The organism is Dactylosporangium sp. McL0621 (genome assembly GCF_049995355.1).
In the GTDB taxonomy this organism is placed as follows: domain Bacteria; phylum Actinomycetota; class Actinomycetes; order Mycobacteriales; family Micromonosporaceae; genus Dactylosporangium.
Genome location: NZ_CP188259.1, coordinates 10,267,907 through 10,290,888, shown reverse-complemented (window position 1 = coordinate 10,290,888; position 22,982 = coordinate 10,267,907). Strand labels below are relative to the sequence as shown.

The 22,982-nt window shown below is 72.9% G+C and carries 25 protein-coding genes; 18 read left to right on the top strand and 7 right to left on the bottom strand.

The genetic code is table 11. The annotated features are described in order from the left end of the window. The first annotated feature begins 57 nt into the window (after nt 1–57). From ACPPVO_RS48675 to ACPPVO_RS48635, 9 genes are all read left to right on the top strand, one after another. On the top strand, nt 58–1,446 hold the full coding sequence (locus tag ACPPVO_RS48675; protein WP_426505852.1) for a hydrolase: 1,389 nt from the start codon (nt 58–60) through the stop codon (nt 1,444–1,446). A 46-nt stretch (nt 1,447–1,492) separates the two neighbouring features. Beyond that, nucleotides 1,493–2,497 carry an N-acetyl-gamma-glutamyl-phosphate reductase gene (gene argC, locus ACPPVO_RS48670; protein ID WP_426505850.1) on the top strand — a complete coding sequence of 335 codons (1,005 nt, stop codon included), beginning with the start codon at nt 1,493–1,495 and terminating at the stop codon, nt 2,495–2,497. Nucleotides 2,498–2,576: 79 nt separating this feature from the next. Continuing rightward, nucleotides 2,577–3,749, top strand: coding sequence for a bifunctional glutamate N-acetyltransferase/amino-acid acetyltransferase ArgJ (gene argJ, locus ACPPVO_RS48665; RefSeq protein WP_426505848.1), 1,173 nt, complete (start codon nt 2,577–2,579; stop codon nt 3,747–3,749). Nucleotides 3,750–3,997: 248 nt separating this feature from the next. Next, a complete protein-coding gene (gene argB / locus ACPPVO_RS48660) occupies nt 3,998–4,882 on the top strand; it encodes an acetylglutamate kinase (protein WP_426505846.1) in 885 nt (294 codons plus the stop codon). Then, entirely contained in the window at nt 4,879–6,054 is a 1,176-nt protein-coding gene (locus ACPPVO_RS48655) for an acetylornithine transaminase (protein WP_426505844.1), read from the top strand. The genes argB and ACPPVO_RS48655 overlap by 4 nt, the downstream gene beginning before the upstream one ends. Next, nucleotides 6,051–6,959, top strand: a complete 909-nt coding sequence (gene argF / locus ACPPVO_RS48650; RefSeq protein ID WP_426505843.1) for an ornithine carbamoyltransferase — start codon at nt 6,051–6,053, stop codon at nt 6,957–6,959. Before ACPPVO_RS48655 ends, argF begins: the two co-directional genes overlap by 4 nt. Next, on the top strand, nt 6,956–7,447 hold the full coding sequence (gene argR / locus ACPPVO_RS48645) for an arginine repressor (protein WP_426505841.1): 492 nt from the start codon (nt 6,956–6,958) through the stop codon (nt 7,445–7,447). Before argF ends, argR begins: the two co-directional genes overlap by 4 nt. A 27-nt stretch (nt 7,448–7,474) precedes the next feature. Continuing rightward, nucleotides 7,475–8,905 (top strand): argininosuccinate lyase, encoded by a 1,431-nt coding sequence (argH, locus tag ACPPVO_RS48640; protein ID WP_426505840.1) that lies wholly within the window; start codon nt 7,475–7,477, stop codon nt 8,903–8,905. Between the two features lie 175 nt (nt 8,906–9,080). Next, complete coding sequence (locus tag ACPPVO_RS48635; RefSeq protein WP_426505839.1) at nt 9,081–9,917, top strand: NADP-dependent oxidoreductase; 837 nt, start codon at nt 9,081–9,083, stop codon at nt 9,915–9,917. Between the two features lie 116 nt (nt 9,918–10,033). Here ACPPVO_RS48635 and ACPPVO_RS48630 read toward each other — a convergent pair whose 3' ends face one another. From ACPPVO_RS48630 to ACPPVO_RS48620, 3 genes are read right to left on the bottom strand one after another with little or no spacing between them, the layout of a single operon-like run. Then, on the bottom strand, nt 10,034–10,732 hold the full coding sequence (locus ACPPVO_RS48630) for a hypothetical protein (RefSeq protein ID WP_426505837.1): 699 nt from the start codon (nt 10,730–10,732) through the stop codon (nt 10,034–10,036). Continuing rightward, a complete protein-coding gene (locus ACPPVO_RS48625; RefSeq protein ID WP_426505836.1) occupies nt 10,729–11,607 on the bottom strand; it encodes an ABC transporter ATP-binding protein in 879 nt (292 codons plus the stop codon). Before ACPPVO_RS48625 ends, ACPPVO_RS48630 begins: the two co-directional genes overlap by 4 nt. Beyond that, nucleotides 11,604–11,972 (bottom strand): GntR family transcriptional regulator, encoded by a 369-nt coding sequence (locus tag ACPPVO_RS48620; RefSeq protein WP_426505834.1) that lies wholly within the window; start codon nt 11,970–11,972, stop codon nt 11,604–11,606. The genes ACPPVO_RS48625 and ACPPVO_RS48620 overlap by 4 nt, the downstream gene beginning before the upstream one ends. An 84-nt stretch (nt 11,973–12,056) precedes the next feature. On the opposite strand from ACPPVO_RS48620, the gene ACPPVO_RS48615 reads away from it, so the two are divergent. Further along, on the top strand, nt 12,057–12,500 hold the full coding sequence (locus ACPPVO_RS48615; RefSeq protein ID WP_426505833.1) for a hypothetical protein: 444 nt from the start codon (nt 12,057–12,059) through the stop codon (nt 12,498–12,500). 38 nt (nt 12,501–12,538) lie between these two features. Beyond that, nucleotides 12,539–12,928 (top strand): ribonuclease domain-containing protein, encoded by a 390-nt coding sequence (locus ACPPVO_RS48610; RefSeq protein WP_426505831.1) that lies wholly within the window; start codon nt 12,539–12,541, stop codon nt 12,926–12,928. A gap of 36 nt (nt 12,929–12,964) precedes the next feature. On the opposite strand, the gene ACPPVO_RS48605 is transcribed toward ACPPVO_RS48610, so the two are convergent. After that, nucleotides 12,965–13,144: a DUF4236 domain-containing protein gene (locus tag ACPPVO_RS48605; protein ID WP_426505829.1), complete on the bottom strand. Its 180-nt coding sequence runs from the start codon at nt 13,142–13,144 to the stop codon at nt 12,965–12,967. A 35-nt stretch (nt 13,145–13,179) separates the two neighbouring features. Continuing rightward, nucleotides 13,180–13,548 carry a PH domain-containing protein gene (locus ACPPVO_RS48600; RefSeq protein ID WP_426505827.1) on the bottom strand — a complete coding sequence of 123 codons (369 nt, stop codon included), beginning with the start codon at nt 13,546–13,548 and terminating at the stop codon, nt 13,180–13,182. 49 nt (nt 13,549–13,597) lie between these two features. Here ACPPVO_RS48600 and ACPPVO_RS48595 point away from each other — a divergent pair, with 49 nt between their 5' ends. Genes ACPPVO_RS48595 through ACPPVO_RS48565 form a run of 7 tightly spaced genes read left to right on the top strand, consistent with a single transcriptional unit; the run spans nt 13,598 to nt 22,323 of the window. Next, nucleotides 13,598–16,417 carry a BTAD domain-containing putative transcriptional regulator gene (locus ACPPVO_RS48595; RefSeq protein WP_426505825.1) on the top strand — a complete coding sequence of 940 codons (2,820 nt, stop codon included), beginning with the start codon at nt 13,598–13,600 and terminating at the stop codon, nt 16,415–16,417. After that, nucleotides 16,414–17,544, top strand: a complete 1,131-nt coding sequence (locus ACPPVO_RS48590; RefSeq protein ID WP_426505823.1) for a M20 family metallopeptidase — start codon at nt 16,414–16,416, stop codon at nt 17,542–17,544. The genes ACPPVO_RS48595 and ACPPVO_RS48590 overlap by 4 nt, the downstream gene beginning before the upstream one ends. Beyond that, entirely contained in the window at nt 17,541–18,365 is an 825-nt protein-coding gene (locus tag ACPPVO_RS48585; protein WP_426505821.1) for a GNAT family N-acetyltransferase, read from the top strand. Before ACPPVO_RS48590 ends, ACPPVO_RS48585 begins: the two co-directional genes overlap by 4 nt. After that, nucleotides 18,362–19,483, top strand: coding sequence for an o-succinylbenzoate synthase (gene menC, locus ACPPVO_RS48580; protein ID WP_426505820.1), 1,122 nt, complete (start codon nt 18,362–18,364; stop codon nt 19,481–19,483). Before ACPPVO_RS48585 ends, menC begins: the two co-directional genes overlap by 4 nt. Nucleotides 19,484–19,532: 49 nt before the next feature. Further along, on the top strand, nt 19,533–21,062 hold the full coding sequence (locus tag ACPPVO_RS48575; RefSeq protein ID WP_426505819.1) for an MFS transporter: 1,530 nt from the start codon (nt 19,533–19,535) through the stop codon (nt 21,060–21,062). An 8-nt stretch (nt 21,063–21,070) separates the two neighbouring features. Further along, nucleotides 21,071–21,745 (top strand): TetR/AcrR family transcriptional regulator, encoded by a 675-nt coding sequence (locus tag ACPPVO_RS48570; RefSeq protein ID WP_426505818.1) that lies wholly within the window; start codon nt 21,071–21,073, stop codon nt 21,743–21,745. Next, nucleotides 21,742–22,323, top strand: a complete 582-nt coding sequence (locus tag ACPPVO_RS48565; RefSeq protein ID WP_426505817.1) for a DNA-3-methyladenine glycosylase — start codon at nt 21,742–21,744, stop codon at nt 22,321–22,323. Before ACPPVO_RS48570 ends, ACPPVO_RS48565 begins: the two co-directional genes overlap by 4 nt. A 16-nt stretch (nt 22,324–22,339) precedes the next feature. On the opposite strand, the gene ACPPVO_RS48560 is transcribed toward ACPPVO_RS48565, so the two are convergent. Together ACPPVO_RS48560 and ACPPVO_RS48555 are read right to left on the bottom strand one after the other, a co-directional pair. Then, a complete protein-coding gene (locus tag ACPPVO_RS48560; RefSeq protein WP_426505816.1) occupies nt 22,340–22,699 on the bottom strand; it encodes a VOC family protein in 360 nt (119 codons plus the stop codon). Further along, nucleotides 22,696–22,968: an ArsR/SmtB family transcription factor gene (locus ACPPVO_RS48555; RefSeq protein WP_426505815.1), complete on the bottom strand. Its 273-nt coding sequence runs from the start codon at nt 22,966–22,968 to the stop codon at nt 22,696–22,698. Before ACPPVO_RS48555 ends, ACPPVO_RS48560 begins: the two co-directional genes overlap by 4 nt. Nucleotides 22,969–22,982 lie beyond the last annotated feature (14 nt).

The following is a 22,982-nucleotide window of genomic DNA, read 5'->3' as shown; positions in this document are numbered from 1 at the left end:
CGCGTGTGGCGATGTCATACATAGACTGCCTCCGATTCCTTCCACCGGAGGTACGCAGTGATCAAGCGGGCCCTGCTCGCCGTCGCGCTCATGACGGCGGGCGTCACCTACCTGGCCGGGGCGGCCGAATCCGAGGCCGCCGCCGTGCACCGCGTTCTGTTCGACAACACCAAGGCCGAGACCGCCGGGAATGCCGACTGGATCATCAGCACGTCCCAGCCCGACCCCCTGGGCCAGAACGCCGACCCGACGAGCGAGACGTCCTGGACGGGCGCGCTGTCGTCGTGGGGCGTGGCGCTGCAGCGCACCGGGCAGTACAGCCTCAAGACCCTGCCGGCCGGGAACACCATCACCTACGGCGGGTCGGGCGCGCTGGACCTCAAGAACTTCGACGAGTTCGTGATGCCGGAGCCCAACGCCCCGCTGAGCGCGGCCGAGAAGACCGCGATCATGCGGTTCATCCAGGCCGGCGGCGGGTTCTTCCTGATCGTCGACCACACCGCCAGCGACCGCAACAACGACGGCTGGGACTCGGTGCGCATCGGCAACGACCTGCTGACCAACAACGGCGTCGACAACACCGACCCGTTCGGCTTCAGCATCGACGTGAACAACATCGGCACCGAGAACCCGGTCGCGATCAGCAGCACCACCGACCCGGTCATCAACGGCTCGTTCGGCAAGGTGCGGGGCAGCATCATCCGCAACGGCAGCACGCAGACCCTGCACCCGGCGGACAACGCCTCGGTGAAGGGCCTGGTGTACCGCAGCGGCTTCACCCCCGGCGGCACGACCGGCGCGTTCTTCACCACGGCGACGTTCGGCTCGGGCCGGGTCGCGGTGTGGGGCGACAGCTCGCCGATCGACGACGGCACCGGACAGTCCGGCAACACGCTCTACGACGGGTGGAACGACACCGCCGGTACCAACGCCGCTCTGGCCCTCAACGCCACCGCCTGGCTGGCCGGTACTCCTTCCGGGGGTGGGACGTCCTCCTGTGCTTCCCCTGAGCTCTTCGGAAATCCCGGCCTCGAGACCGGCACGGCGACCCCGTGGACCGCGACCTCCGGTGTTGTGTCGAACGACACGTCCATGGCCGCGCACGGTGGATCATGGAAGGCGTGGCTCGACGGCTACGGCTCGGCGCACACCGACACGCTGTCCCAGACGGTGACGATCCCGTCGGGGTGCTCGCAGGCGGTGCTGACCTTCTGGCTGTGGGTCGACACCGACGAGACCGGAACCACCGCCTACGACAAGCTCACCGTGACGGCCGGCTCGACCACCCTGGCCACCTACTCCAACGTCAACGCGTCGAGCGGCTACCAGCAGAAGACGCTCACGGTGAACGCGACCGGCAGCGTGAAGATCACCTTTACCGGGGTGGAGGGCAGCAGGCTGGCCACCTCCTTCCTGCTCGACGACCTCAGCATCAAGGGCGCCTGAGTTACCTCCTTGAAACAGATGCCTGCATAGCGATACAGTCGAGCGCATGGGAATACGTGTCGCCGTTGCGGGGGCCTCGGGCTACGCCGGCGGTGAGCTGTTGCGGCTCATCGCCGGCCACCCGCACCTGGAGCTCGCCGCCGCCACCGGGTTCGCGCAGGCCGGATCGACCATCGGGAGCGTTCACCCGCACGTGCGATCCTTCCGCGACGTCGTGCTGGCCAAGACCGAGGCGGAGGTGCTCGCCGACGCCGACCTGGTCTTCCTGGCCCTGCCGCACGGCGAGTCGGCCGCCCTGGCCGCACAGCTGCCCGGGGCGGTGAAGATCGTCGACCTGGGCGCCGACTTCCGGCTCCGGGACGCCGCGGCCTGGGAGCGGTACTACCCCGGCGCGCACGCCGGCACCTGGACCTACGGCCTGCCCGAGCTGCCCGGTCAGCGGGAGCTGATCGCCGCCTCGACCCGGGTCGCCAACACCGGCTGCTACGCGGTCACCACCGTCCTCGCCCTCGCGCCGCTGATCGCCGCCGGGGTCGCCGACCCCGAGGACGTGGTCGTGGTCGCCTCCTCGGGCACCTCGGGCGCCGGGCGCGCGGCCAAGCAGCACCTGCTCGCCTCCGAGATCATGGGGTCGATGACGCCGTACAAGGTCGGCGCGCACCAGCACGTCCCCGAGATCAAGCAGGCCAGCGGCGCTCGGTCGCTGTCGCTGACCCCGGTGCTCGCGCCGATGCCGCGGGGCATCCTGGCCACGGTGACCGCCCGTTTCCGGCAGAAGGCCGACCCGCGCGGGGTGCTCGCGGCCGCCTACGAGGGCGAGCCGTTCATCCACGTGCTGCCCGAGGGGCAGTGGCCGCAGACCGGCGCGACCTTCGGCTCCAACTCCGCGCACCTGCAGGCGACCGTCGACGTGGACAGCGGCCGGATCGTCGTCGTCTCGGCCACCGACAACCTCGTCCGGGGCGCGGCCGGCCAGGCCGTGCAGAACGCGAACATCATGCTGGGCCTGCCCGAGACCGCGGGTCTCGCCGTCGACGGGATCGCACCATGAACGGTCCGGAGCGGAGCGGACGGTCCGCTCATCGGGGAAAGACCGCTGTTTCGTGCCGGAGCGAAGCGGAGGTGACGGCATGAGCGTGACCGCGCCGAAGGGGTTCCGGGCCTCCGGGGTCGCCGCCGGGATCAAGGCCGCCGGGGCGCTCGACGTGGCGCTCGTCGTCAACGACGGGCCCGACACCACCGCGGCCGCCGTGTTCACCGGCAACCGCATCAAGGCCGCCCCGGTGCTGTGGAGCCAGCAGGTGCTCAAGGCCGGCATCGTGCGGGCCGTCATCCTCAACTCCGGCGGCGCCAACGCCTGCACCGGCGCGGCCGGCTTCCAGGACACCCACGCCACCGCCGAGCACACCGCGGCCGTGCTGTCCGGGCGGGCCTCGCGCTTCCCGGTCGGCGCCGGCGACGTCGCCGTCTGCTCCACCGGCCTCATCGGCGAGCGCCTGCCGATGCCGAAGCTGATCGCCGGCGTCGACGCGGCCGCCCGCGCGCTGTCCCGCGACGGCGGCGCGGAGGCGGCCACGGCCATCATGACCACCGACACCGTGCCGAAGACGGCCGTCCAGAGGGGACAGGGCTTCACCGTCGGCGGGATGGCCAAGGGCGCCGGCATGCTCGCGCCGGGCCTGGCCACCATGCTCGTGGTGCTCACCACCGACGCCGTCGCCGACGCGACCACCCTGGACACCGCGCTGCGCCTGGCGACCGACGTCACCTTCGACCGGATCGACTCCGACGGCTGCATGTCCACCAACGACACCGTCCTGCTCATGGCCAGCGGCGCCTCCGGCATCGAGCCGACCCCGCACGAGCTGGCCGAGGCGGTCACCGCGGTCTGCGCCGACCTGGCCCGGCAGCTCATCGCCGACGCCGAGGGCGCCACCAAGGAGATCGCCATCGAGGTCACCGGGGCCGCCTCCGCCGCCGACGCGGTCGTGGTGGGCCGCTCGATCGCCCGCAACAACCTCGTGAAGACCGCGTTCTTCGGCAACGACCCGAACTGGGGCCGCATCCTCGCCGCCATCGGCACCACGGCCGCGGCCTTCGAGCCCGACGAGGTCGACGTGGCCATCAACGGGGTGTGGATCTGCAGGGGCGGCGCCGCCGGCGAGGACCGGTCCAAGGTGGACCTCGGCGCCCGCGCGGTCACCGTCACCGTGAACCTGCACGCCGGCCCCGAGGCCGCGACGATCTGGACGAACGACCTCTCCATGGGGTACGTGCACGAGAACTCGGCGTACAGCTCGTGAGCGGTCCGGAGCGCAGCGGAGGGGCCGCTCACCAGGAAGCTCAGCTCGACGTTCATGCGTCCGGAGCGCAGCGGAGGCGCGTGAGCGGTCCGGAGCGCAGCGGAGGGGCCGCTCACCAGGAAGCTCAGCTCGACGTTCATGCGTCCGGAGCGCAGCGGAGGCGCGTGAGCGGTCCGGAGCGCAGCGGAGGGGCCGCTCACCAGGAAGCTCAGCTCGACGTTCATGCGTCCGGAGCGAAGCGCAGACGCATGAACGGTCGGGACCTCGGCATCGCGCTCGGCAAGGCCAGCACGCTCATCGAGGCGCTGCCGTGGCTGGAGCGTTTCTCGGGCTCGACCGTCGTGGTCAAGTACGGCGGCAACGCCATGATCGACAACGAGCTCAAGCGCGCCTTCGCCGCCGACATGGTGTTCCTGCGCCACGTCGGCCTCAAGCCCGTCGTCGTGCACGGCGGCGGCCCGCAGATCTCGGCCATGCTCAAGCGGCTGGGCATCGCCAGCGAGTTCAAGGGCGGCCTGCGCGTCACCACCCCGGAGACCGCCGACGTGGTGCGGATGGTGCTCGTCGGCCAGGTCGGGCGCGAGCTCGTCGGGCTCATCAACGAGCACGGCCCGCACGCGGTCGGCATGTCGGGCGAGGACGCCGGGCTCTTCACCGCCGTGCGCCGCCCGGCCATCGTCGACGGCGCGCCCGTCGACATCGGCCAGGTCGGCGACGTCGAACGGGTCAACATCTCGGCCGTCGCCGACCTCATCGCGGCCGGGCGCATCCCGGTCGTGTCGACGGTCGCGCCCGACGCCGACGGAGTGCTGCACAACCTCAACGCCGACACCGCGGCCGGCGCGCTCGCCGTCGCGCTGCAGGCGCGCAAGCTCGTGGTCCTCACCGATGTCGAGGGCCTGTACGGCAACTATCCGGACCCGTCGTCGCTCATCTCGCAGCTGACCGCCGACGAGCTCACGGAGCTGCTGCCCACCCTGGAGGCCGGGATGGTGCCGAAGATGGAGGCCTGCCTGCGGGCGGTCAAGGGCGGGGTGCCGGCCGCGCACGTCGTCGACGGGCGGGTACCACACTCGCTCCTGCTGGAAGTGTTCACGTCGGAGGGTTTCGGGACGATGGTGGTGGCGCAATGACCGGGGCGTTGGTTTCGCGGTTCGAGCAGTCGGTCATGAACACGTACGGGCCGCCGCAGCTGGGTCTCGTCAGCGGGCGCGGCGCGGTCGTCGTGGACGAGGCCGGTCGGTCCTATGTGGACCTCCTCGGCGGCATCGCCGTCAACCTGCTCGGCCACGGCCACCCGGCCGTCGTCGCCGCGGTCTCCGAGCAGATCGCGACCCTCGGGCACGTGTCGAACCTGTTCGCCTCGCCGCCCGTCGTCACCCTCGCCGAGCGCCTGCTGGCCCTGGCCGGCCGCCCCGGCGCGGTGTTCTTCGGCAACTCCGGCGCCGAGGCCAACGAGGCCGCGTTCAAGCTCTCCCGGCGCACCGGGCGCACGAAGATCGTCGCGGCCGAGGCCGGCTTCCACGGCCGCACCATGGGCGCCCTGGCGCTGACCGGGCAGCCGGCCAAGCAGCAGCCGTTCCTGCCGCTGCCCGGCGATGTGGTCCACGTGCCCTACGGCGACGTCGCCGCGCTCGCCGCCGCCGTCGACGACGACACCGCGATGGTGCTGCTGGAGCCGATCCAGGGCGAGTCGGGTGTGGTGGTACCGCCGGCCGGGTATCTCACCGCCGCCCGTGAGCTCACCGCCGCCCGCGGCGCCCTGCTCGCTCTCGACGAGGTGCAGACGGGCATCGGGCGCACCGGGTACTGGTTCGCCCACCAGGCCGAGGGCGTACGCCCCGACGTCGTCACCCTCGCCAAGGGCCTCGGCGGCGGCCTGCCGCTCGGCGCGATGATCGCCTTCGACGAGGCCGCCACGCTGCTCGGCCCGGGCATGCACGCCTCCACGTTCGGCGGCAACCCGGTCTGCTGCGCCGCCGCCCTGGCCGTGCTCGACACCATCGAGTCCGAGCACCTGCTCGACGCGACCAAGCGGCTCGGCGAGCGGATCCGCCGCGACGTCGAGGCGCTCGGCCACCCGCTCGTCACCGGCGTGCGCGGCTCCGGCCTGCTGCTCGGCATCGTGCTGCGCGGCCCGGCGGCCGGCGCGCTCGCCGCCGTCCTGCGCGACGAGGGCTTCCTGGCCCAGGCCGCCCAGCCCGACGTGCTGCGCATCGCGCCGCCGCTGATCCTCACCGACGAGCAGGCCGACGCGTTCGTGGCCGCGCTCGGCCCGGCGCTGACCGCGGTGCAGCCGTCATGACCGTCCGGCACTTCCTTCGCGATGATGACCTCAGCGCGGCCGAGCAGCTGCAGGTCCTCGAGCTGGCGGCGGCGATGAAGGCCGACCGCACCGGCTTCACCCCGCTGGCCGGCAAGTCGGTCGCGGTCATCTTCGAGAAGCCGTCGCTGCGCACCCGGGTCTCGTTCGAGGTCGGCATCGCCCAGCTCGGCGGCACGCCGCTCATCATCGACGCGACCACGACGCACTTCGGGCGCGGCGAGGAGATCGGCGACGCGGCGAGGGTCCTGTCCCGCTACGTCGACGCGATCGTCATCCGCTCGAACTCCGACGCGCGGGTCGGCGAGCTCGCGGCCGGGGCCACCGTGCCGGTCGTCAACGCCCTGACCGACGGGTTCCACCCCTGCCAGCTGCTGGCCGACCTGCAGACGGTCCGCGAGCGCTTCGGGACGACCCAGGGGCGCATCCTGACGTACCTCGGGGACACCGCCAACAACATGGCGCACTCGTACGCGCTCGCCGGCACCCTCGCCGGGATGCGGGTGCGGCTCTCGGGGCCGGCCGGGTTCGAGCCCGACGCGGCCGTGCTGGCCGCCGCGCGCGCCCAGGGCGTGGTCGAGGTCGTGCCCGACGCGGTCGAGGCGGCCAAGGACGCCGACGTGGTGGTGACCGACACGTGGGTCTCCATGGGCCAGGAGGGCGACGGGCTGGACCGGCGCACGCCCTTCCGGCCGTACCAGATCAACGAGGCCCTGCTCGTCAACGCCAAGCCGGAGGCGATCGTGCTGCACTGCCTGCCGGCCCATCGGGGCGACGAGATCACCTCGGCGGTCATGGACGGGCCGCAGTCGGCGATCTGGGACGAGGCGGAGAACCGGCTGCACGCGCAGAAGGCCCTGCTGACATTCCTGAACGAGCGACGATGAGCGCTCCGACGACCAAGGCCGCTCGTCTGGATCGCATCTCGTCGCTCATCCGCGGCTCGGCCGTGCACTCCCAGACCGAGCTCGCCGAGCTGCTGGCGGGGGACGGGTTCCAGGTGACCCAGGCGACGCTGTCGCGGGACCTGGAGGAGCTGCGGGCGGTGAAGGTGCGCGGCGCGTACCTCATCCCCGAGGACGGCGAGCGCGCGCTGCGCCCGGCCGAGGAGGCGCCGACGCGGCTCATCCGGCTGCTGCGCGAGCTGCTGACCGGCGTCGACTGCTCCGGCAACCTCGTGGTGCTGCGGACCCCGCCCGGGGCGGCGCAGTTCCTGGCCAGCGCGATCGACCGCACCGGCCTGCCCGACATCGTGGGCACCATCGCGGGCGACGACACGATCCTGGTCGTCGCGCGCCAGGCGCCCGACCCCGCCCGCCCCGGCGCCGGCGACCTGCTGGCCGCGAAGCTGAGCGAATGGGCCCAGCTCGGCTGATCTTGTGTTTGTGGAAGGATCGTCTGCGTGTCTTCTGAAACTCCTACCCGCCTCTGGGGCGGGCGCTTCGCCGGTGGCCCCGCCGAGGCCCTGGCGCGCCTGTCCGTGAGCGTGCAGTTCGACTGGCGCCTCGCCCCGTACGACATCGCCGGCTCCCGCGCCCACGCCCGGGTCCTGGCCCGCGCCGGGCTGCTGGACGCCGACGAGCTCGGCCGGATGCTCGCCGCCCTCGACGACCTCGAGTCCGCCTGCGCGGCCGGCGACTTCCGCCCGACGGTCGACGACGAAGACGTGCACACCGCGCTCGAGCGGGGCCTGCTGGAGCGCCTCGGCACGCTCGGCGGGAAGCTGCGGGCCGGCCGCTCGCGCAACGACCAGGTCGCCACCGACCTGCGGCTGTACATGCGCGACCACGCCCGGGGGGTCGCCGCCCGCATCGTCGAGCTCGCCGACGCCCTCATGGAGCAGGCGGCCCGGCACATCGACACGCCCGCGCCCGGCTTCACCCACCTGCAGCCCGCCCAGCCGATCTCCTTCGGCCACCAGCTGCTCGCCCACGTCCAGGCCCTGCTGCGCGACCTCGACCGGCTGCGCGACTGGGACACCCGCACCTCGGTGAGCCCCCTGGGCGCCGGCGCGCTGGCCGGCTCGTCGCTGCCGCTCGACCCGACCCAGGTCGCCAAGGAGCTCGGCTTCGACCACGCCGCCCCGAACTCGATCGACGCCGTGGCCGACCGCGACTTCGTCGCCGAGTTCCTCTTCGTGGCCGCCCTCACAGGCGTGCACCTGTCCCGCCTCGGCGAGGAGGTGGTGCTCTGGACGACGCCGAACTTCGGCTGGGTGCAGCTCGACGACGCGTTCGCGACCGGCTCGTCGATCATGCCGCAGAAGAAGAACCCGGACATCGCCGAGCTCGCCCGCGGCAAGTCCGGCCGCCTCGTGGGCAACCTCACCGGCGTGCTGACGATGCTGAAGGGGCTGGCGCTCGCGTACGACCGGGACCTCCAGGAGGACAAGGAGCCCGTCTTCGACTCCGTCGACACGCTGGAGCTGGTCCTGCCGGCCCTGGCCGGCATGATCTCGACGATGACGGTGCGCGTGGACAACCTCGCGGCGCAGGCGCCGATCGGCTACACCCTGGCCACCGAGGTCGCCGAGTGGCTGGTCCGCCAGGACGTGTCGTTCCGCGAGGCCCACGAGATCACCGGCAAGCTGGTCGTCATCTGCGCGGCCCGGGACATCGGCCTCGACGAGGTGAGCGACGAGGACCTGGCGGCGGTGAGCCCGCACCTGACGCCGTCGGTCCGGGAGGTCTTCTCGGTGCCGGGCGCGCTGGCGGCCCGCATCACGCCGGGCTCGACCGGCCCGGGTCCGGTGTCGGACCAGCTGGCGGTGGCCGCGGACAAGCTCGACCGCTGGCGCGACTGGTCGGGTCAGCAGGTTATCCCGCGCGACTGATCTTCGCGGTCGCTTCGCCCCCTCCCACACGGCGGTCACCGTCCGGGGGCGAAGGGGCCGGGAGTGTTCGGCCAGCCTTTGTCCATTTCTTTTCGGACAATTCGGGCATGCGGAAGATCACGCAGGACGTGCTCGGCGGCCCGGACGTGCTCCGGGTCGTCGAGGCCGAAGTACGGTGCCCGGCCCGACCGAGATCCTCGTCGAGACGCGGGCGGTCGGCGTGAACCCCGCCGACTGGAAGACCCGGGCGAGCGGCGGCTGGCTCGGGGCGCCGCCGTTCACGCTCGGGTGGGAGGTTGCCGGCTTGGTCGCCGCGACCGGCCCCGGCGTCACGCGCTTCGCGGTCGGGGACGAGGTCTTCGGGATGCCGTGGTTCCCGCAGGAGGCGGCGGCCTACGCGCAGTACGTCACCGGGCCCGCCCGCCATTTCGCCAGCAAGCCGCCCGGGCTCACGTTCGAGGAGGCCGGCGGCCTGGCGCTGGCGGGCCTCACGGCCCTGCAGGCGCTGGTGGAGACCGCGGCCGTGCTGCCCGGTCAGTGCGTGCTCATCCCGGCCGCGGCCGGTGGCGTCGGGCACCTCGCCGTGCAGCTGGCCAAGCTGCGGGGGGCCTACGTGATCGGTACCGCCTCCGCCGCCAAGCACGACCTGGTCCTCTCCCTCGGCGCCGACGAGATGCTCGACCACCACACCGAGGACTACTCGGCGCTCAAGGACATCGACGTCGCCGTGGCCACGGTGCCCGGGCAGATCGCCGAGCTCGCCGCGACGCTGCGGCCCGAGGGGGTCGTGGTGGCGCTCAACAACAAGGACGCCCGGGCCGTCGTCGACGTCGAGGGCGTACTCATGCTCGTCGAGCCCGACCGGGCCGGCCTGGACGTGCTGGCCGGGCACGCGCTGGAGGGGGAGATCCGGGTGCTCGTCGACCGGGTGTTCCCGCTGGCCGAGGCGGCGGCGGCCCATGAGTCCGGCGAGTCCGGACATATCTCCGGCAAGCTGGTCCTACGCCCCTGAATACCCTGACGGGGTATAAGTCCGAAAAGTTCGATCACGAAGTGTCGGACTTTTCGTCAGAGGCGCACAGTGTCGAGGAACTCCGCGGCGCGGTGAATGCGCCGTCGCCGGTTGAGTCAGAGGGTCGCCCGGCGCAGTGAGAGCCAGGAACCCGTCGCCAGCAGGGCCACCAGGACCAGGGGCCAGACCGCCGTCAGCGACACCAGGCTCGTGTTCGTCAGCCAGTGTCCGACCGCCGGCCACTTGCCGGCCCGCCCGATCAGGGCCGTCGCGCCGCCCGCCAGCAGCAGGAGCAGCGTCGTGGCGGTCATGAGGCCGTTGGCGCGCCAGCGCAGGTACAGGGCGCCCGCCGCGATGCCGATCAGCGTCATCGCCATCAGGGGCACGGCGTAGATGGCGAACTGCACCGGCACCGAGTGGTCGTCGACGAAGCCGAGGCCGAAGAAGCGCAGGCGCAGGCCCCAGCCGTTCGTCGCGTCCTCGATGGCCTGCAGGATCACGAGCAGGGTGGAGTACACCAGGACCTGCACGAGGCCGAAGAGCGCCAGGCCCGCGGTGAACTCGCGGCGGGTCACGCCCATGCCCAGGGCGAACGGGAAGTGCTGGTTCACCGCGACGGCGCCGAAGGCCAGCGAGGTGATGTAGATGCTCGCCAGGGCGCCGCTGACGGGGTCGGAGTCGAGCGCGTCGCTGGGGATGTTGGCGAAGACGAGCAGGTTGACGGCGAAGGTGAAGCCGAGGATGGCGACCGGCCACACCAGGGCGTCGTTGCGGCCCAGGGTCAGCAGGCGCGCGATCGACAGGATGCGGTTCACGACACGGACTCCTTCTCGGCGGCGTTGGTGATGCGGACGACCAGCTGTTGCAGGGAGACCGGCTGGAGCTCGACCCCCGCCGCGCGGGCCTCGCCGGGCTCCACGCGGCCGCGCACGGTCGCGCGGGTCAGCGGGCCCAGCCGCTCGCGGTGCAGCTCGTCGGCGTTGGCGGTCAGGGCGTCGACCGCGCCGGCCGGGCCGGTCAGGGTCAGGACCTGCCCGCGCAGGGCGTCGGCGGTCTCGTCGAGCACCACCCGGCCGCGCTCGATGAGCAGTACGTGCTCGATCAGGTCGCTTACCTCGTCGATCAGGTGCGTGGACAGCACGACCGTGCGCGGGAACTCCGCGTAGTCGGCGAGCAGGCGGTCGTAGAACAGCTGCCGGGCGACGGCGTCCAGGCCGAGGTACGGCTCGTCGAAGAAGGTGAGGGGAGCGCGCGCGGCCAGGCCCAGGGTCACGCCGAGCGCGGAGAGCTGGCCGCGGGAGAGCTTCTTGACCACGCGCTTCTCCGGCAGGCCGAAGTCGTGCACGAGGGCGCGGGCGAAGGCCTCGTCCCAGTACGGGAACAGCAGCCGGGCGGCGAAGAGCGCGTCGCGGACGCGGAAGTTGTCCGGGTACCGCTGGCTCTCCTTCACGAAGGCGATCTGCCCGAGGACCCGTTCGTTCTCGAAGGGGTGGCCGCCGAACACCTCGAGGGTGCCCGACGTGGCGATCTGCTGGCCGGTGAGGACCTGCATGAGGGTGGTCTTGCCGGCGCCGTTGCGCCCGAGGAGCCCGTAGATGCCGTTGCGCTGGAGCTCGAAGCTGACCCCGTCGAGGGCCTTCACGCCGCGGAATTGCTTGGTGAGCCCGTCGGCGCGCACGATCGTGCTCATCGGTGCATCCCCTTCTCCAGGTGCCGCTCGATCATGGACGTGAGCTCCGTGCCGTCGATGCCGAGCTTCGCCGCCTCGGCGAGCAGCGGCCGCAGGTACTGCTCGGCGAACTGGTCGCGCCGGCGCTGCCGGAGCTTGGCCTGCGCGCCGGGTGAGACGAACATGCCGATGCCTCGCTTCTTGTAGAGGATTCCGTCGTCGACGAGCTGGTTGACGCCCTTGGCGGCGGTCGCGGGGTTGATCCGGTGGAAGGCGGCGAGCTCGTTGGTCGAGGGCACCTGGCTCTCCTCGGGCAGGCTGCCGTCGATGACCGAGTTCTCGATCTGCTCGGCGATCTGCAGGAAGATCGGCCGCCCGTCGTCCATCAGCGATCCAGGTTGCTTGGTTCATTACTCATGTAACTAACCATGCAACCGACGAACCCGGGTGTCAAGCGCTATGTTTCTGACATGGCGAAAGTGGGCTTCGGGCCGAAGATGGCGTGGCTGGCCGTGGCGGCCGAGGCGGAGCACGTGATGGACGCGCTGGAACTGCGCGACCTCGGGGTGGTCGAGCCGCGCACCGGGCTGGACCTGGCGCACTTCACCGACGACCGGGTGGTGGTCGTGGTCGTGGACAAGTGGTGCCTGGTGGCGGGGAAGTGGCTGTTCCGCTGGAACGGCATCGCGGCGCTGTCGATGCGGCTCGGGGCCGAGGTGCAGTACTTCTCGACCGACCGCAGCCTGGTGATGCACCGCTGGGCCCGGGCCTACGGCGCGGACGTCACGGTGTCCGACGAGGAGGCGCTCATCGACGAGAACGACGTGTTCCGCACGGCCGCGGAGTGGAGCGTGGACCCGCGCGCGCTGCCGGTCGTGTCGTTACATATCGCGGCGGTACCTGTTCATAAGTAATCTTCCGCACGTCGATATTTACATACGACGATGGCGCCATGACGAAGATGCTGAGCCGTCTCGCCGTGGCCATCGTCCTGCTGACCGGGCTGCTCGTCGCGCCGGCGACCGCCGCCGACGCGTCGGTCTACTCCTCGTGCACCATCTCCGGGTGCGCCGACGCGCGCACCGCCCGCGCCGGCTGGTCCAGCCTGGGCTTCCCGACCACGCGCACCTGGTACGCCTGGCCCTACGGCAAGTACAACTACGCCGGCGGCCAGTACTACAACCGCGAGGGCGAACTGCCCACGGGTGCGACCTACTACGAGTACGACGTGATCCCCCGCAACAAGGGCGCGGCGCGCGACGCGAAGCGCATCATCATCAACCGCAGCACCGGGGTCACCTGGTACTCCCCGAACCACTACACCGACTTCTACCGGCTGTGAAACGCGAGGGGTGGCCGGGACGCGGCCACCCCTCGGCTAAGACCGCTTGCCCTTGCTGCGCCAGGAGAACGGGCCCGGCAGGTCGTAACGGTGCGCGCGCGTGCGCGAGTTCCACGACCAGCGGCCGACCTTCAAGCCCCAGGAGGAGAAGCCCTTCGGGGTGAAGTTCAGCATCAGCGGGCCGATGCGAAACGCCTTGCGGAACAGGATCGGCAACGAATCCTCCGGGGGTCTATCGAGCTGGCCCAATATTAATGGCTGGCATAATGCAGGATCACGTTGTGTATGTGCTGGGTCTTCTCCACGCCGCGAACGTCCACTTCGTACGTGTGCGTGCCGACGTGCACGGCGATGGTACCGCTGCTGAAGAAGCTGCCCGCCCACGACTTGTTGCTCACGACGGAGACGGCGGTCACCTTGCCGTACGGGATCGACGTGATCGCCACGCGCTTACCGACGAACGAGCGGTCCTGCATGATGACCCGCTTGTCGGTGAGGCCGATGAAGCCGGTGCCGACCCCCACCGCGTCATAGACCGCGATGATGGTCTCGCCCGGCAGCAGCCCGGAGACGATCTGCTCGTACTGCTCCCGTCGGTCGTACTTCGCCTGCTGCGCCATGCCTTCAAGATAGACGCCGACCACAACGTGCCCGGTGTAGAGTTTCGGCGTGCGGGTGCGGCTGCTCGGACCGATCGACGTGCTGGTCGGCGGCGAACCCCGGCCGGTCATGGGTCTGCGCCGCAAGGCGGTGCTCGCGATCCTCGGTCTGCACGCCGGTGAGGTGGTGAGCACCGGGCGCCTGGTCGACCTGGTCTGGGACGGTGCCGCGCCCCCGAACGCCGTCAACGCGCTGCAGAGTCACCTGTCGTACCTTCGCCGCACCCTCTCGGACAAGGGGGCCGTGCGCTCCCGCCCGCCCGGGTACGTGCTCGACCTCGGTCCGGACGGCACCGACGTCGCCGTGGCCGAGCGGCTCATCGGCGCCGCCCTGCGCTCCGGCGAGGACGCCGGCCGGGTCCGGGATCTGCAGCGCGCCCTGGACCTGTGGCGCGGCCAGCCGATGGCCGACGCGACCGGCGTGACGTGGCTGGAGGAGCAGGCCGAGCGGCTGGGGCAGCTGTGGCTGCAGGGCAAGCGGGCGCTGCTGCAGGCGCGGCTCGGCCTCGGCCAGCACGCCCAGCTGCTGCCCGAGCTCGAGCAGCTGACCCGCGAGCACCCGTTCGACGAGCAGCTGCACGGGCAGCTCATGCTCGCGCTGTACCGCATGGGCCGCCAGGCCGACGCCCTGAGCGCCTTCCAGCGCCTGCGCCGCACCCTGCGCGAGGACCTCGGCATCGAGCCCGGCCCGGCCCTGCGCGAGCTGGAGTCGGCCATGCTGCGCCAGGACGAGGGGCTCGACCCGCCGCCGGCCCCGGCCCCGGCCCCGGTGACCGTCGCCGCCCCCGAGCCGATGCGGACCCGGCCGGCCCAGATCCCGCTGGCCGTGCGGACCTTCGCCGGGCGCGACGGGCAGCTGGCCCGGCTCGACGCGCTGCTGCCGGCCGAGTGGACCCCGCCCGGCAGCGCCGTGTTCGTCGCCGTTGTCTCGGGTACCGCGGGCGTCGGCAAATCCGCCCTTGCCGTGCACTGGGCGCACCGGGTCGCCGACCGTTTCCCCGACGGGCAGCTGTACGTCAACCTCCGCGGCTTCGACCCCGCCGACACCCCCATGCCGCCGGCCGTCGCCGTGCGCGGGTTCCTCGACGCCCTGGGCGTGCCGGCCGAGCGGATCCCGGCCGACCTCGCCGGGCTCTCGGCCCTGCTGCGCAGCCAGCTCGCCGGCCGGCGGGTGCTGATCGTGCTCGACAACGCGCGCGACGCCGAGCAGGTCCGGCCGCTGCTGCCGGCCGCGCCCGGCTGCCTGGTCGTGGTCACCAGCCGCGACCCGCTGACCTCGCTGGTGGCGATCGAGGGCGCCGTACCCGTGCCGGTGGACCTGCTCACCGACGGCGAGGCGCGCGACCTGCTGGTGAGCCGGCTCGGGGCGCGCCGGGTCGCGGCCGAGCCGGACGCGGTCGAGCGGATCGTGGCCCGCTGTGCCCGGCTGCCGCTCGCGCTCGCCGTCGTCGCGGGCCGGGCCGCGACCCGCCCGGAGCTGCCGCTGTCCGCGCTCGCCGACGAGCTGGGCGCGCGGCGCTCCACGCTGGACGCGATCGCCGGCGCGGACCCGGCCTCCGACGTGCGGGCGGTGCTCTCGTGGTCGTACCGCGCGCTGAGCCCCGCCGCCGCCGAGGTGCTGCGCCGCATGAGCCTGGGGCCGGGCCCGGACCTGGGCATCGACGCCGTGGCGAGCCTGGCCGGGGCCCCGCTCCCCGCCGCCCGCACCGCCCTGGCCGAGCTGGACCGGGCCGGGCTCGTGGTGGAGCAGCGGCCGGGGCGGTACACCTTCCACGATCTGTTGCGCGCGTACGCCACGGAGCTGGTCGAGACCCACGACCCGGACGAGGAGCGGGCCGCCGCCGTGCACCGCCTGCTCGAGCACTACCTCGGCACCGCCCAGGCCGCGGCGCTGCGGCTCGACCCGGCCCGGGACCCGGCGCCGCGGGCCGCCCGGCACCCGGCGATCGCGGTGCCGGCCCCGCCGCGGGAGCAGGCTCAGGCGTGGTTCGCCGACGAGCACCGGTCGGTCCTGGCCGCGGTACGCCTCGCCGACGAGCTGGGCCTCGACGAGCACACCTGGCGGCTCGCCGCGGCGATGACGACGTTCCTGGACTGGCACGGGCAGTGGCAGGAGCTGGTCGCCATCCAGGAGGCGGCGCTGCGGGCCCTGCGCCGTCTCGGCGACCGCCCGGGCCAGGGCGCGGCCTCGTGCGAGCTGGGCCAGGTGTACGCGCGGATCGGCCGCTTCGACGAGGCCCACCAGTACCTCTGGACCGCCCTGTGCCTGTACGAGCAGCTCGACGACGCGCCCGGGCTGGCCCGCGCGCACTTCCACCTGGGCTGGCTGCAGCACGCCCAGCGGCGGTACCGCGACGCGCTGAGCCACAGCGAGCAGGCCCTCGCCCTCTTCGAGCGCATCGGCGACAAGCTGTGGCGGGCCCGCGCCCTGAACGCGACCGGCTGGATCATGGGGCAGCTGGGCGAGTACGAGCGGGCCCTGCGCCGGTGCCGCGACGCGCTGGTGGAGAACCGTGAGGTCGGCGACCGCCACGGCGAGGCGGGCACCTGGGACGCGGTCGGCTACGCCCACCACCGCCTCGGCGACCCGCGCCAGGCGGTGGCCTGCTACGGCCACGCGCTGCGCGCCTACCGCGAGCTCGGCGACCGCTCGGGCCAGGCCTGCGTGCTGTCCCACCTCGGTGACGCACATCACGATCTCGGTGACAAGGCCGCGGCCGCCGAGGCCTGGCGGCACAGCCTCGACATCCTCGATGAGCTGGATCCCGCGCAGGCGGCCGCGGTGCGCGCCAAGCTTCCGGTCGGTGGGCCCGCTACCGTGAGGGGATGACGGCGCTGGACACCTTACGGGCGGAACTTTCGGCCGCCGCCCCGCGGATGCGAGACGACCTGGCCGAGCTCATCGCAGTGGAGTCCCCGTCGTCGGACCCCGACGCCCTGGCCCGCAGCGCCGACGTGGTCGCCGCGCTCGGCACCCGCCTCACCGGCGCGGCCCCGGAGCGCATCGTGGTCGCCGACCGGCCGCACCTGCGCTGGCGCTTCGGCGGCGGCCCGACCCGGGTCGTGCTCATCGGCCACCACGACACCGTGTGGCCGCGCGGCACGCTGGCCCGCTGGCCGTTCTCCGTCGACGGCGACCGGGCCACCGGCCCCGGTGTGGTCGACATGAAGGGCGGCCTGGTCGTACTTTTCCACGCCCTCGCCGCCTGCCAGGACCTCGACGGCGTGGCCGTGGTCGTCAACGCCGACGAGGAGATCGGCTCGCCGACCTCCACCGAGCTGATCCAGGACACCGCCCGCGGCGCGGCCGGCGCGCTGGTGCTGGAGGGCAGCTCCCAGGGCCGGCTCAAGGTCGCCCGCAAGGGCATCGCGCACTACACGGTGCGGATCACCGGCCGGGCCTCGCACGCCGGCAACGCCCCGCACCTCGGCGTCAACGCGGGCGTCGAGCTGGCCCACCAGGTCCTGCGCATCGTCGAGCTCAACGAGCCCGAGCGCGGCACCACGGTCACGCCGACCGACTCCGTCGCCGGCACCACGAGCAACACCGTGCCGGCCGTGGCCCGGCTCAGCGTCGACGTGCGCTCCTTCGACCCCGAGGAGATGAGCCGGGTCGACGCCGCCCTGCGCGCGCTGCAGCCGGTGCTGCCGGGCGCGCGGCTCGACATCGAGCTGGGCCCGGCCCGCCCGGCGATGCCGGAGACGGCCGCGAGCGAGCTGTTCGCGCTCGCCCAGCGGCTCACCGCCCGGCTGACCGGAAACGCGGCCGTCGGCGAGGCGGTCGGCGGCGGCTCCGACGGCAACCTCACCGCCGGCATCGGCGTGCGGACCCTCGACGGGCTCGGCGCGATCGGCGGCAACGCGCACGCGGAGGGGGAGTGGATCAAGTTGTCCAGCCTGCCGGAGCGGGCCGCGCTCGTCAGCACGCTGGCCGCGACGATCGGGCGGGCGGAGTGAGCGCCGCCGAGGCCTGGAGCGACGCGGCGGCCGCGGCCGACCGCATCGGGGTCAAGGTGGTCGAGCTGTCCGCCACGGCCGAGCTGGCGGAGTGCTCCGCGCTGCTGCAGCGGGTCTGGCGGGCCGAGCACCCGGCCGAGATCGCATCGCCGTCGATGCTGCGCACGTACGTCCACTCCGGCAACTACGTCGCGGGCGCCTACCGCGGCGCCGTCCTCGTCGGCGCGGCGGTCGGGTTCTTCGGCCGCACCGGCGACCACGTGCACCTGCACTCGCACCTGGCCGGCGTGGAGCGCGACGGGCACGGGCAGGGCGTCGGCTTCGCCCTCAAGCTGCACCAGCGCGCCTGGACGCGGGCCCGCGGGGTCGGGCAGGTGCACTGGACGTACGACCCCTTGATCCTGCGCAACGCCTACTTCAACCTGCAGAAGCTCGGCGCCGAGGCGGTCGAGTACCTGCCCGAGTTCTACGGCCCGATGACCGACGGCATCAACACCGGCGACCTGACCGACCGGCTGCTCGTCGTGTGGCGGCTGGATCGCCCGCTGGGGGCCGCGGCGGTCGCGGACGCCGAGGGCGCGGTGCCACTCGTCTCCCGCACCCCCGACGGGCGGCCGGAGGTCCACGATGCGCCGGATGCTCCGGGTGTACTTTCCGTAGCCGTCCCCGCCGACGCCGAGGGTCTGCGCGCGGCGGACCGGGAGGCGGCGCTGGCCTGGCGGGTCGCGGTGCGCGACGCGCTCATGGGCCGGCTCGCGGCCGGCTACCGCATCGCCGGCGTGGCCCGCGACGGCCGCTACCTCCTGGTGCGGGCCGCATGAAGACGAAGCTGCAGGGGATCGAGCTCCGGCGGGTGGCGATGCCGCTCGTCGCGCCGTTCCGTACCTCGTTCGGCACCGAGCACGAGCGCGACGTGCTGCTCGTGCGCGCGGTCACGGCCGAGGCCGAGGGCTGGGGCGAGTGCGTGGCGCTGTCCGGGCCGCTCTACTCGCCGGAGTACGTCGACGGCGCGCAGGCGTTCATCAAGCGGTACCTCATCCCGCTCCTGCGCCGCTTCGACGGCCACGTGTATCAGCTCGAGCCGCTGTTCGAGCCGCTCAAGGGCCACCCGATGGCCAAGGCGGCGGTGCAGACCGCCGTGCTCGACGCGCACCTGCGCGCGGCCGGCCTGCCGCTGGGCGCGTTCCTCGGCGCCGTGAAGGAGACCGTCCCGGCCGGCGTGTCCGTCGGCATCATGGACTCGATCCCGGCCCTGCTCGACGCGGTGGCGATGTACCTCGACGCCGGCTACCTGCGGATCAAGCTCAAGATCGAGCCCGGCTGGGACGTCGAGCCGGTCCGCGCCGTGCGGGAGCGCTTCGGCGACGACGTGCTGCTGCAGGTCGACGCGAACACCGCGTACACGCTGACCGACGCCGACCGGCTGGCCCGGCTCGACCCGTTCGGCCTGCTGCTCATCGAGCAGCCGCTGCCGGAGGACGACATCCGCGGGCACGCCCGGCTGGCCACGCTGATCCGCACCCCGATCTGCCTCGACGAGTCGATCGTCAGCGCCCGGGCCGCGGCCGACGCGATCGCGCTGGGCGCCTGCCGGATCGTGAACATCAAACCGGGGCGGGTCGGCGGGTACCTCGAGGCCCGCCGCGTCCACGACGTGTGCGCGGCCAACGGGGTCGCGGTGTGGGCCGGCGGGATGCTGGAGACCGGCCTCGGGCGGGCCGCGAACGTCGCGCTCGCCGCGCTGCCCGGGTTCACGCTGCCGGGGGACACCTCGGCGTCGGACCGGTACTTCGCCCAGGACATCACCGCGCCCTTCGTGCTCGAGGACGGCCACGTGGCCGTGCCGACCGGCCCCGGCATCGGCGTCGAGCCGCTGCGCGAGGTCCTCGACGCTGTGACGACCGAGACAGAGTGGATTAACTTTACAAGCGTTAGCTGACAGGTCTAACCTTACGGGCGTTAGCAAACGTCCGTAAGGAGCCTGCGCCATGTCCGAGTCCGAGTATCCGCGTCGCTGGGCCGCTCTCGCGGTGCTCAGCCTCACACTCGTCGCCGTCACCCTCGACAACTCCGTGCTCAACACCGCCCTGCCGTCGCTGGCCCACGCGCTGCGGGCCGGGACCGCCGACCTGCAGTGGATCACCGACGCGTACACCCTCGTCTTCGCCTCCGCGCTGATCCTGGCCGGCAGCCTCGGGGCCCGGCTCGGCTCCCGCAACGCTCTGCTCGGCGGCCTGGTCGTCTTCGGCGGCGGCTCGGCGGTCGCGGCCCTGTCGGACTCGCCCGGGCAGCTGATCGCCTGGCGCGCGGTGATGGGCCTCGGCGCCGCGTTCGTCATGCCGGCGACGCTGGCGATCATCACCCGGATCTTCCCGGCCCACGAGCGGCCCAAGGCCTTCGGCGCCTGGTCGGCCGCGGCCGGCATCGGCGTGCTCATCGGCCCCGTGACCGGCGGCGCCCTGCTCGAGCACTTCTCGTGGAGCAGCGCCTTCTGGATCAACGTGCCGCTCGTCGCGTTCGCGATCGGCGCCGTGTTCGCGCTCGTCCCCACGGTGCCCGTGGTGCGCGGCGGCCGCCTCGACGTGCTCGGCGCCCTGCTGTCCACCGCCGCGGTCGCGGCCGCGGTCGACGCCGTCATCCAGGCCCCCGTGCGCGGCTGGGCCGACGCCACCACGCTGGCCGAGTTCGGGGCCGCGGCCGTCCTCGTCGTCGCGTTCGTCCTGTGGCAGCGCAAGGCCAAGTCCCCGCTCGTGCGGCTCGACCTGTTCACCAACCGCACCTTCGCGATCGCCGCGCTCTCGCTCGCCGTGGTGTTCTTCGTGCTCTTCGGGACGCTGTTCGAGCTTTCGCAGTACCTCCAGCTGGTCCACGGCTACAGCCCGCTCGTGGCCGGCCTCGGGGCCATGCCGTTCGCCGTGGCGATGGCCGCGACCTCGGCCACCTCGCCGCTGATCACCCGCCGGCTCGGCACCCGCGGCACCCTGGCCCTCGGGCTGTTCCTGGCCACCGCGGGTCTGCTCGACCTGGCCACCACCGGCGTGCACACCGAGTTCTGGAAGATCGCCGTCGGTACCGCGGTCATCGGCCTCGGCATGGGCATGATGATGGCCCCGGCCAGCCTGCAGATCAGCGGCTCGGTCCCGCCCCCGTTCGCCTCGATGGCGAGCGCCCTCAACAGCGTCATCCGGGAGCTGGGCGGCGTGCTGGGCATCGCGGTCCTCGGCACCGTGGTCTCCTCCGCCTACCGTGCTTCCGTCGGCGCCGACTCCTCGGTGGGAGTGGACCTCGGACCGGCCGGCACCGACCTGCCCACCGCCCACGGCTTCGCCGCGACCCTGCCGGCCCCGGCCGCGCAGCACGTGATCGCCGTCGCGGACCAGGCCTTCACCGACGCGATGTCCCGCGGCGCGCTCATCGCCGCCGGCATCTCGCTGCTGATGGCGATCGCCGTTCTCGTGGTACGGCCCGCCCGCACCGCCCCGGCTCCCGTGCGTGAGCTCGAGCTCCAGACGGCATGATGGTTCGTATGAAGGCGGAGTCTGCTGGGTCCGACCCGAACGCGGCCAGGTCTGGCCGGACCCGCAACCGGCGTGGCGAGGGGGCCCTCCTGCGCGACGAGATCGTGGCCGCGGCCGAGCGGCTGCTGGAGCGCGAGGGCAACGAGGAGGCGCTGACCCTGCGCTCCGTGGCCCGCGAGGCCGGGATCTCGGCACCCTCCATCTACACCCACTTCGCCGACCGCGACGCGATCCTGGAGGCGGTGCTCGACATCGCCTTCGAACGCCTGCGCCTGCTGGTCCTCGACTCGGCCACCGAGGAGGTGACCGACCCGGTGCGGCGGCTGGTCGCGGGCTGCCAGGCGTACGTCCGCTTCGGCATGCAGGACCCGGCTCGGTACAAGGTGCTCTTCGGCCGCCAGCGCTCCGGCCGCCCGAGCATGGGCAGCGCCGACGACATCTCCGAGCTGCCCGAGGTGTGGCAGCGCCGCCTGGAGGCGTTCATGGTCCTGGTCGACGCCCTGCGCGAGTGCGTCGCCGCGGGCCGCTCGACGAGCGAGGACCCGTTCGCCGACGCGACGACCCTGTGGACCTCCCTGCACGGCGCGGTCGTCATGCGCCAGTTCGTGCCCGGCTTCCCGATGCCGCCCGTGGAGCGCGCGGTCGACGACCTGGTCCACCGCATCGCCCTCATCAAGTCATGAGCCTCGCGGACGCGCTGGCCGGCCCGGTCGACCAGGCCGCCCGGGCCCTGCTGGGCTGCCACCTCACCGTCGGCGCGGTCACGGTACGGGTGACCGAGGTGGAGGCGTACTCCGGCACCGGCGAGGACCCCGCCTCCCACGCCCACCGCGGCCGCACGAAGCGCAACGCGGTGATGTTCGGCCCGGCCGGCTACGCCTACGTGTACTTCACCTACGGCATGCACTACTGCATGAACGTCGTGACCGGCACCGAGGGCATCGCGTCGGCCGTCCTGCTGCGCGCGGGCGAGGTCGTGGGCGGGCTGGCGGTGGCCCGCGAGCGCCGCCCGGCCGCCCGCACCGACCTCGATCTGGCGCGGGGCCCGGCCCGGCTGTGCAGCGCTTTGGCGATCGGCCGCGAGTTCTACGGCACCTACCTGCTGGACGGCCACCTGACCGCACCGGACGGCCCGGCGGGCGAGATCACAACCGGCCCGCGCGTCGGCGTGACGGGCGCCCACGACGTGCCGTGGCGGTTCTGGATCGCGGGGGACCCGACGGTGAGCGAGTACCGCCGCCACATTCCCAAGGTGCGCTGAGCTCCCCGTCGACGAGCTAGGCGGCCGGGTCGTAGGCGTGCAGGCCGATCAGCACGCCCGCCGGGTCGGTGATGTAGCAGCCGCTGCCCACGCCCGGCAGGGTGAAGGGCTCGACCACGACCCGGCCGCCGTGCTCGCGGACCAGCGCGGTCGCGGCCTCCAGGCCGTCCACGCGGATGACCGGGACGGTGCGCGGCTGCCCGTCGCGGGACGGGAGCAGCCCGGTGTCCACGCCGGGAGCGTCGCCGTGCGGGGCGACGAGGTAGTCGGGAGCCGAGAACGGGGCCAGCTCCCAGCCGAAGACCGACGCGACGAAGCGGCGCGTCGCGTCCAGGTCCGGGCTGTTGATCTCCACGTAACTCACCGGCTGGGTCATGACGAACTCCGTGAGGTCAGGTCGGTCGCCCAGGTGGCGACCGCGGTCAGCGGGGCGGCGACGACCCGGTGCCAGCGGTGGCGGCCGCGCTGCTCGGTCTCGACCAGGCCCGCGTCCTGCAGGACCTTGAGGTGCTGGGAGACCGCCGGGCGGCTGACCGGCAGCAGCTCGGCCAGCTGGCCGGTGGTCGCCGGGCCGTAGGCGAGCCGCTGCAGCAGTGCGCGGCGGGACGGGTCGGACAGGGCGACGAAGACTTGGTCCAGGTTCATTGGTAAGGCAGAGC

Excerpts from the sequence above, each read along its gene's own strand:
- argC (WP_426505850.1), top strand. The coding sequence starts at position 1,493 with ATGGGAATACGTGTCGCCGTTGCGGGGGCCTCGGGCTACGCCGGCGGT.
- argJ (WP_426505848.1), top strand. The coding sequence starts at position 2,577 with ATGAGCGTGACCGCGCCGAAGGGGTTCCGGGCCTCCGGGGTCGCCGCC.
- argB (WP_426505846.1), top strand. The coding sequence starts at position 3,998 with ATGAACGGTCGGGACCTCGGCATCGCGCTCGGCAAGGCCAGCACGCTC.
- ACPPVO_RS48655 (WP_426505844.1), top strand. The coding sequence starts at position 4,879 with ATGACCGGGGCGTTGGTTTCGCGGTTCGAGCAGTCGGTCATGAACACG.
- argF (WP_426505843.1), top strand. The coding sequence starts at position 6,051 with ATGACCGTCCGGCACTTCCTTCGCGATGATGACCTCAGCGCGGCCGAG.
- argR (WP_426505841.1), top strand. The coding sequence starts at position 6,956 with ATGAGCGCTCCGACGACCAAGGCCGCTCGTCTGGATCGCATCTCGTCG.
- ACPPVO_RS48625 (WP_426505836.1), bottom strand. The coding sequence starts at position 11,607 with ATGAGCACGATCGTGCGCGCCGACGGGCTCACCAAGCAATTCCGCGGC.
- ACPPVO_RS48620 (WP_426505834.1), bottom strand. The coding sequence starts at position 11,972 with ATGGACGACGGGCGGCCGATCTTCCTGCAGATCGCCGAGCAGATCGAG.
- ACPPVO_RS48615 (WP_426505833.1), top strand. The coding sequence starts at position 12,057 with ATGGCGAAAGTGGGCTTCGGGCCGAAGATGGCGTGGCTGGCCGTGGCG.
- ACPPVO_RS48610 (WP_426505831.1), top strand. The coding sequence starts at position 12,539 with ATGACGAAGATGCTGAGCCGTCTCGCCGTGGCCATCGTCCTGCTGACC.
- ACPPVO_RS48600 (WP_426505827.1), bottom strand. The coding sequence starts at position 13,548 with ATGGCGCAGCAGGCGAAGTACGACCGACGGGAGCAGTACGAGCAGATC.
- ACPPVO_RS48590 (WP_426505823.1), top strand. The coding sequence starts at position 16,414 with ATGACGGCGCTGGACACCTTACGGGCGGAACTTTCGGCCGCCGCCCCG.
- menC (WP_426505820.1), top strand. The coding sequence starts at position 18,362 with ATGAAGACGAAGCTGCAGGGGATCGAGCTCCGGCGGGTGGCGATGCCG.
- ACPPVO_RS48575 (WP_426505819.1), top strand. The coding sequence starts at position 19,533 with ATGTCCGAGTCCGAGTATCCGCGTCGCTGGGCCGCTCTCGCGGTGCTC.
- ACPPVO_RS48570 (WP_426505818.1), top strand. The coding sequence starts at position 21,071 with ATGAAGGCGGAGTCTGCTGGGTCCGACCCGAACGCGGCCAGGTCTGGC.
- ACPPVO_RS48565 (WP_426505817.1), top strand. The coding sequence starts at position 21,742 with ATGAGCCTCGCGGACGCGCTGGCCGGCCCGGTCGACCAGGCCGCCCGG.
- ACPPVO_RS48560 (WP_426505816.1), bottom strand. The coding sequence starts at position 22,699 with ATGACCCAGCCGGTGAGTTACGTGGAGATCAACAGCCCGGACCTGGAC.
- ACPPVO_RS48555 (WP_426505815.1), bottom strand. The coding sequence starts at position 22,968 with ATGAACCTGGACCAAGTCTTCGTCGCCCTGTCCGACCCGTCCCGCCGC.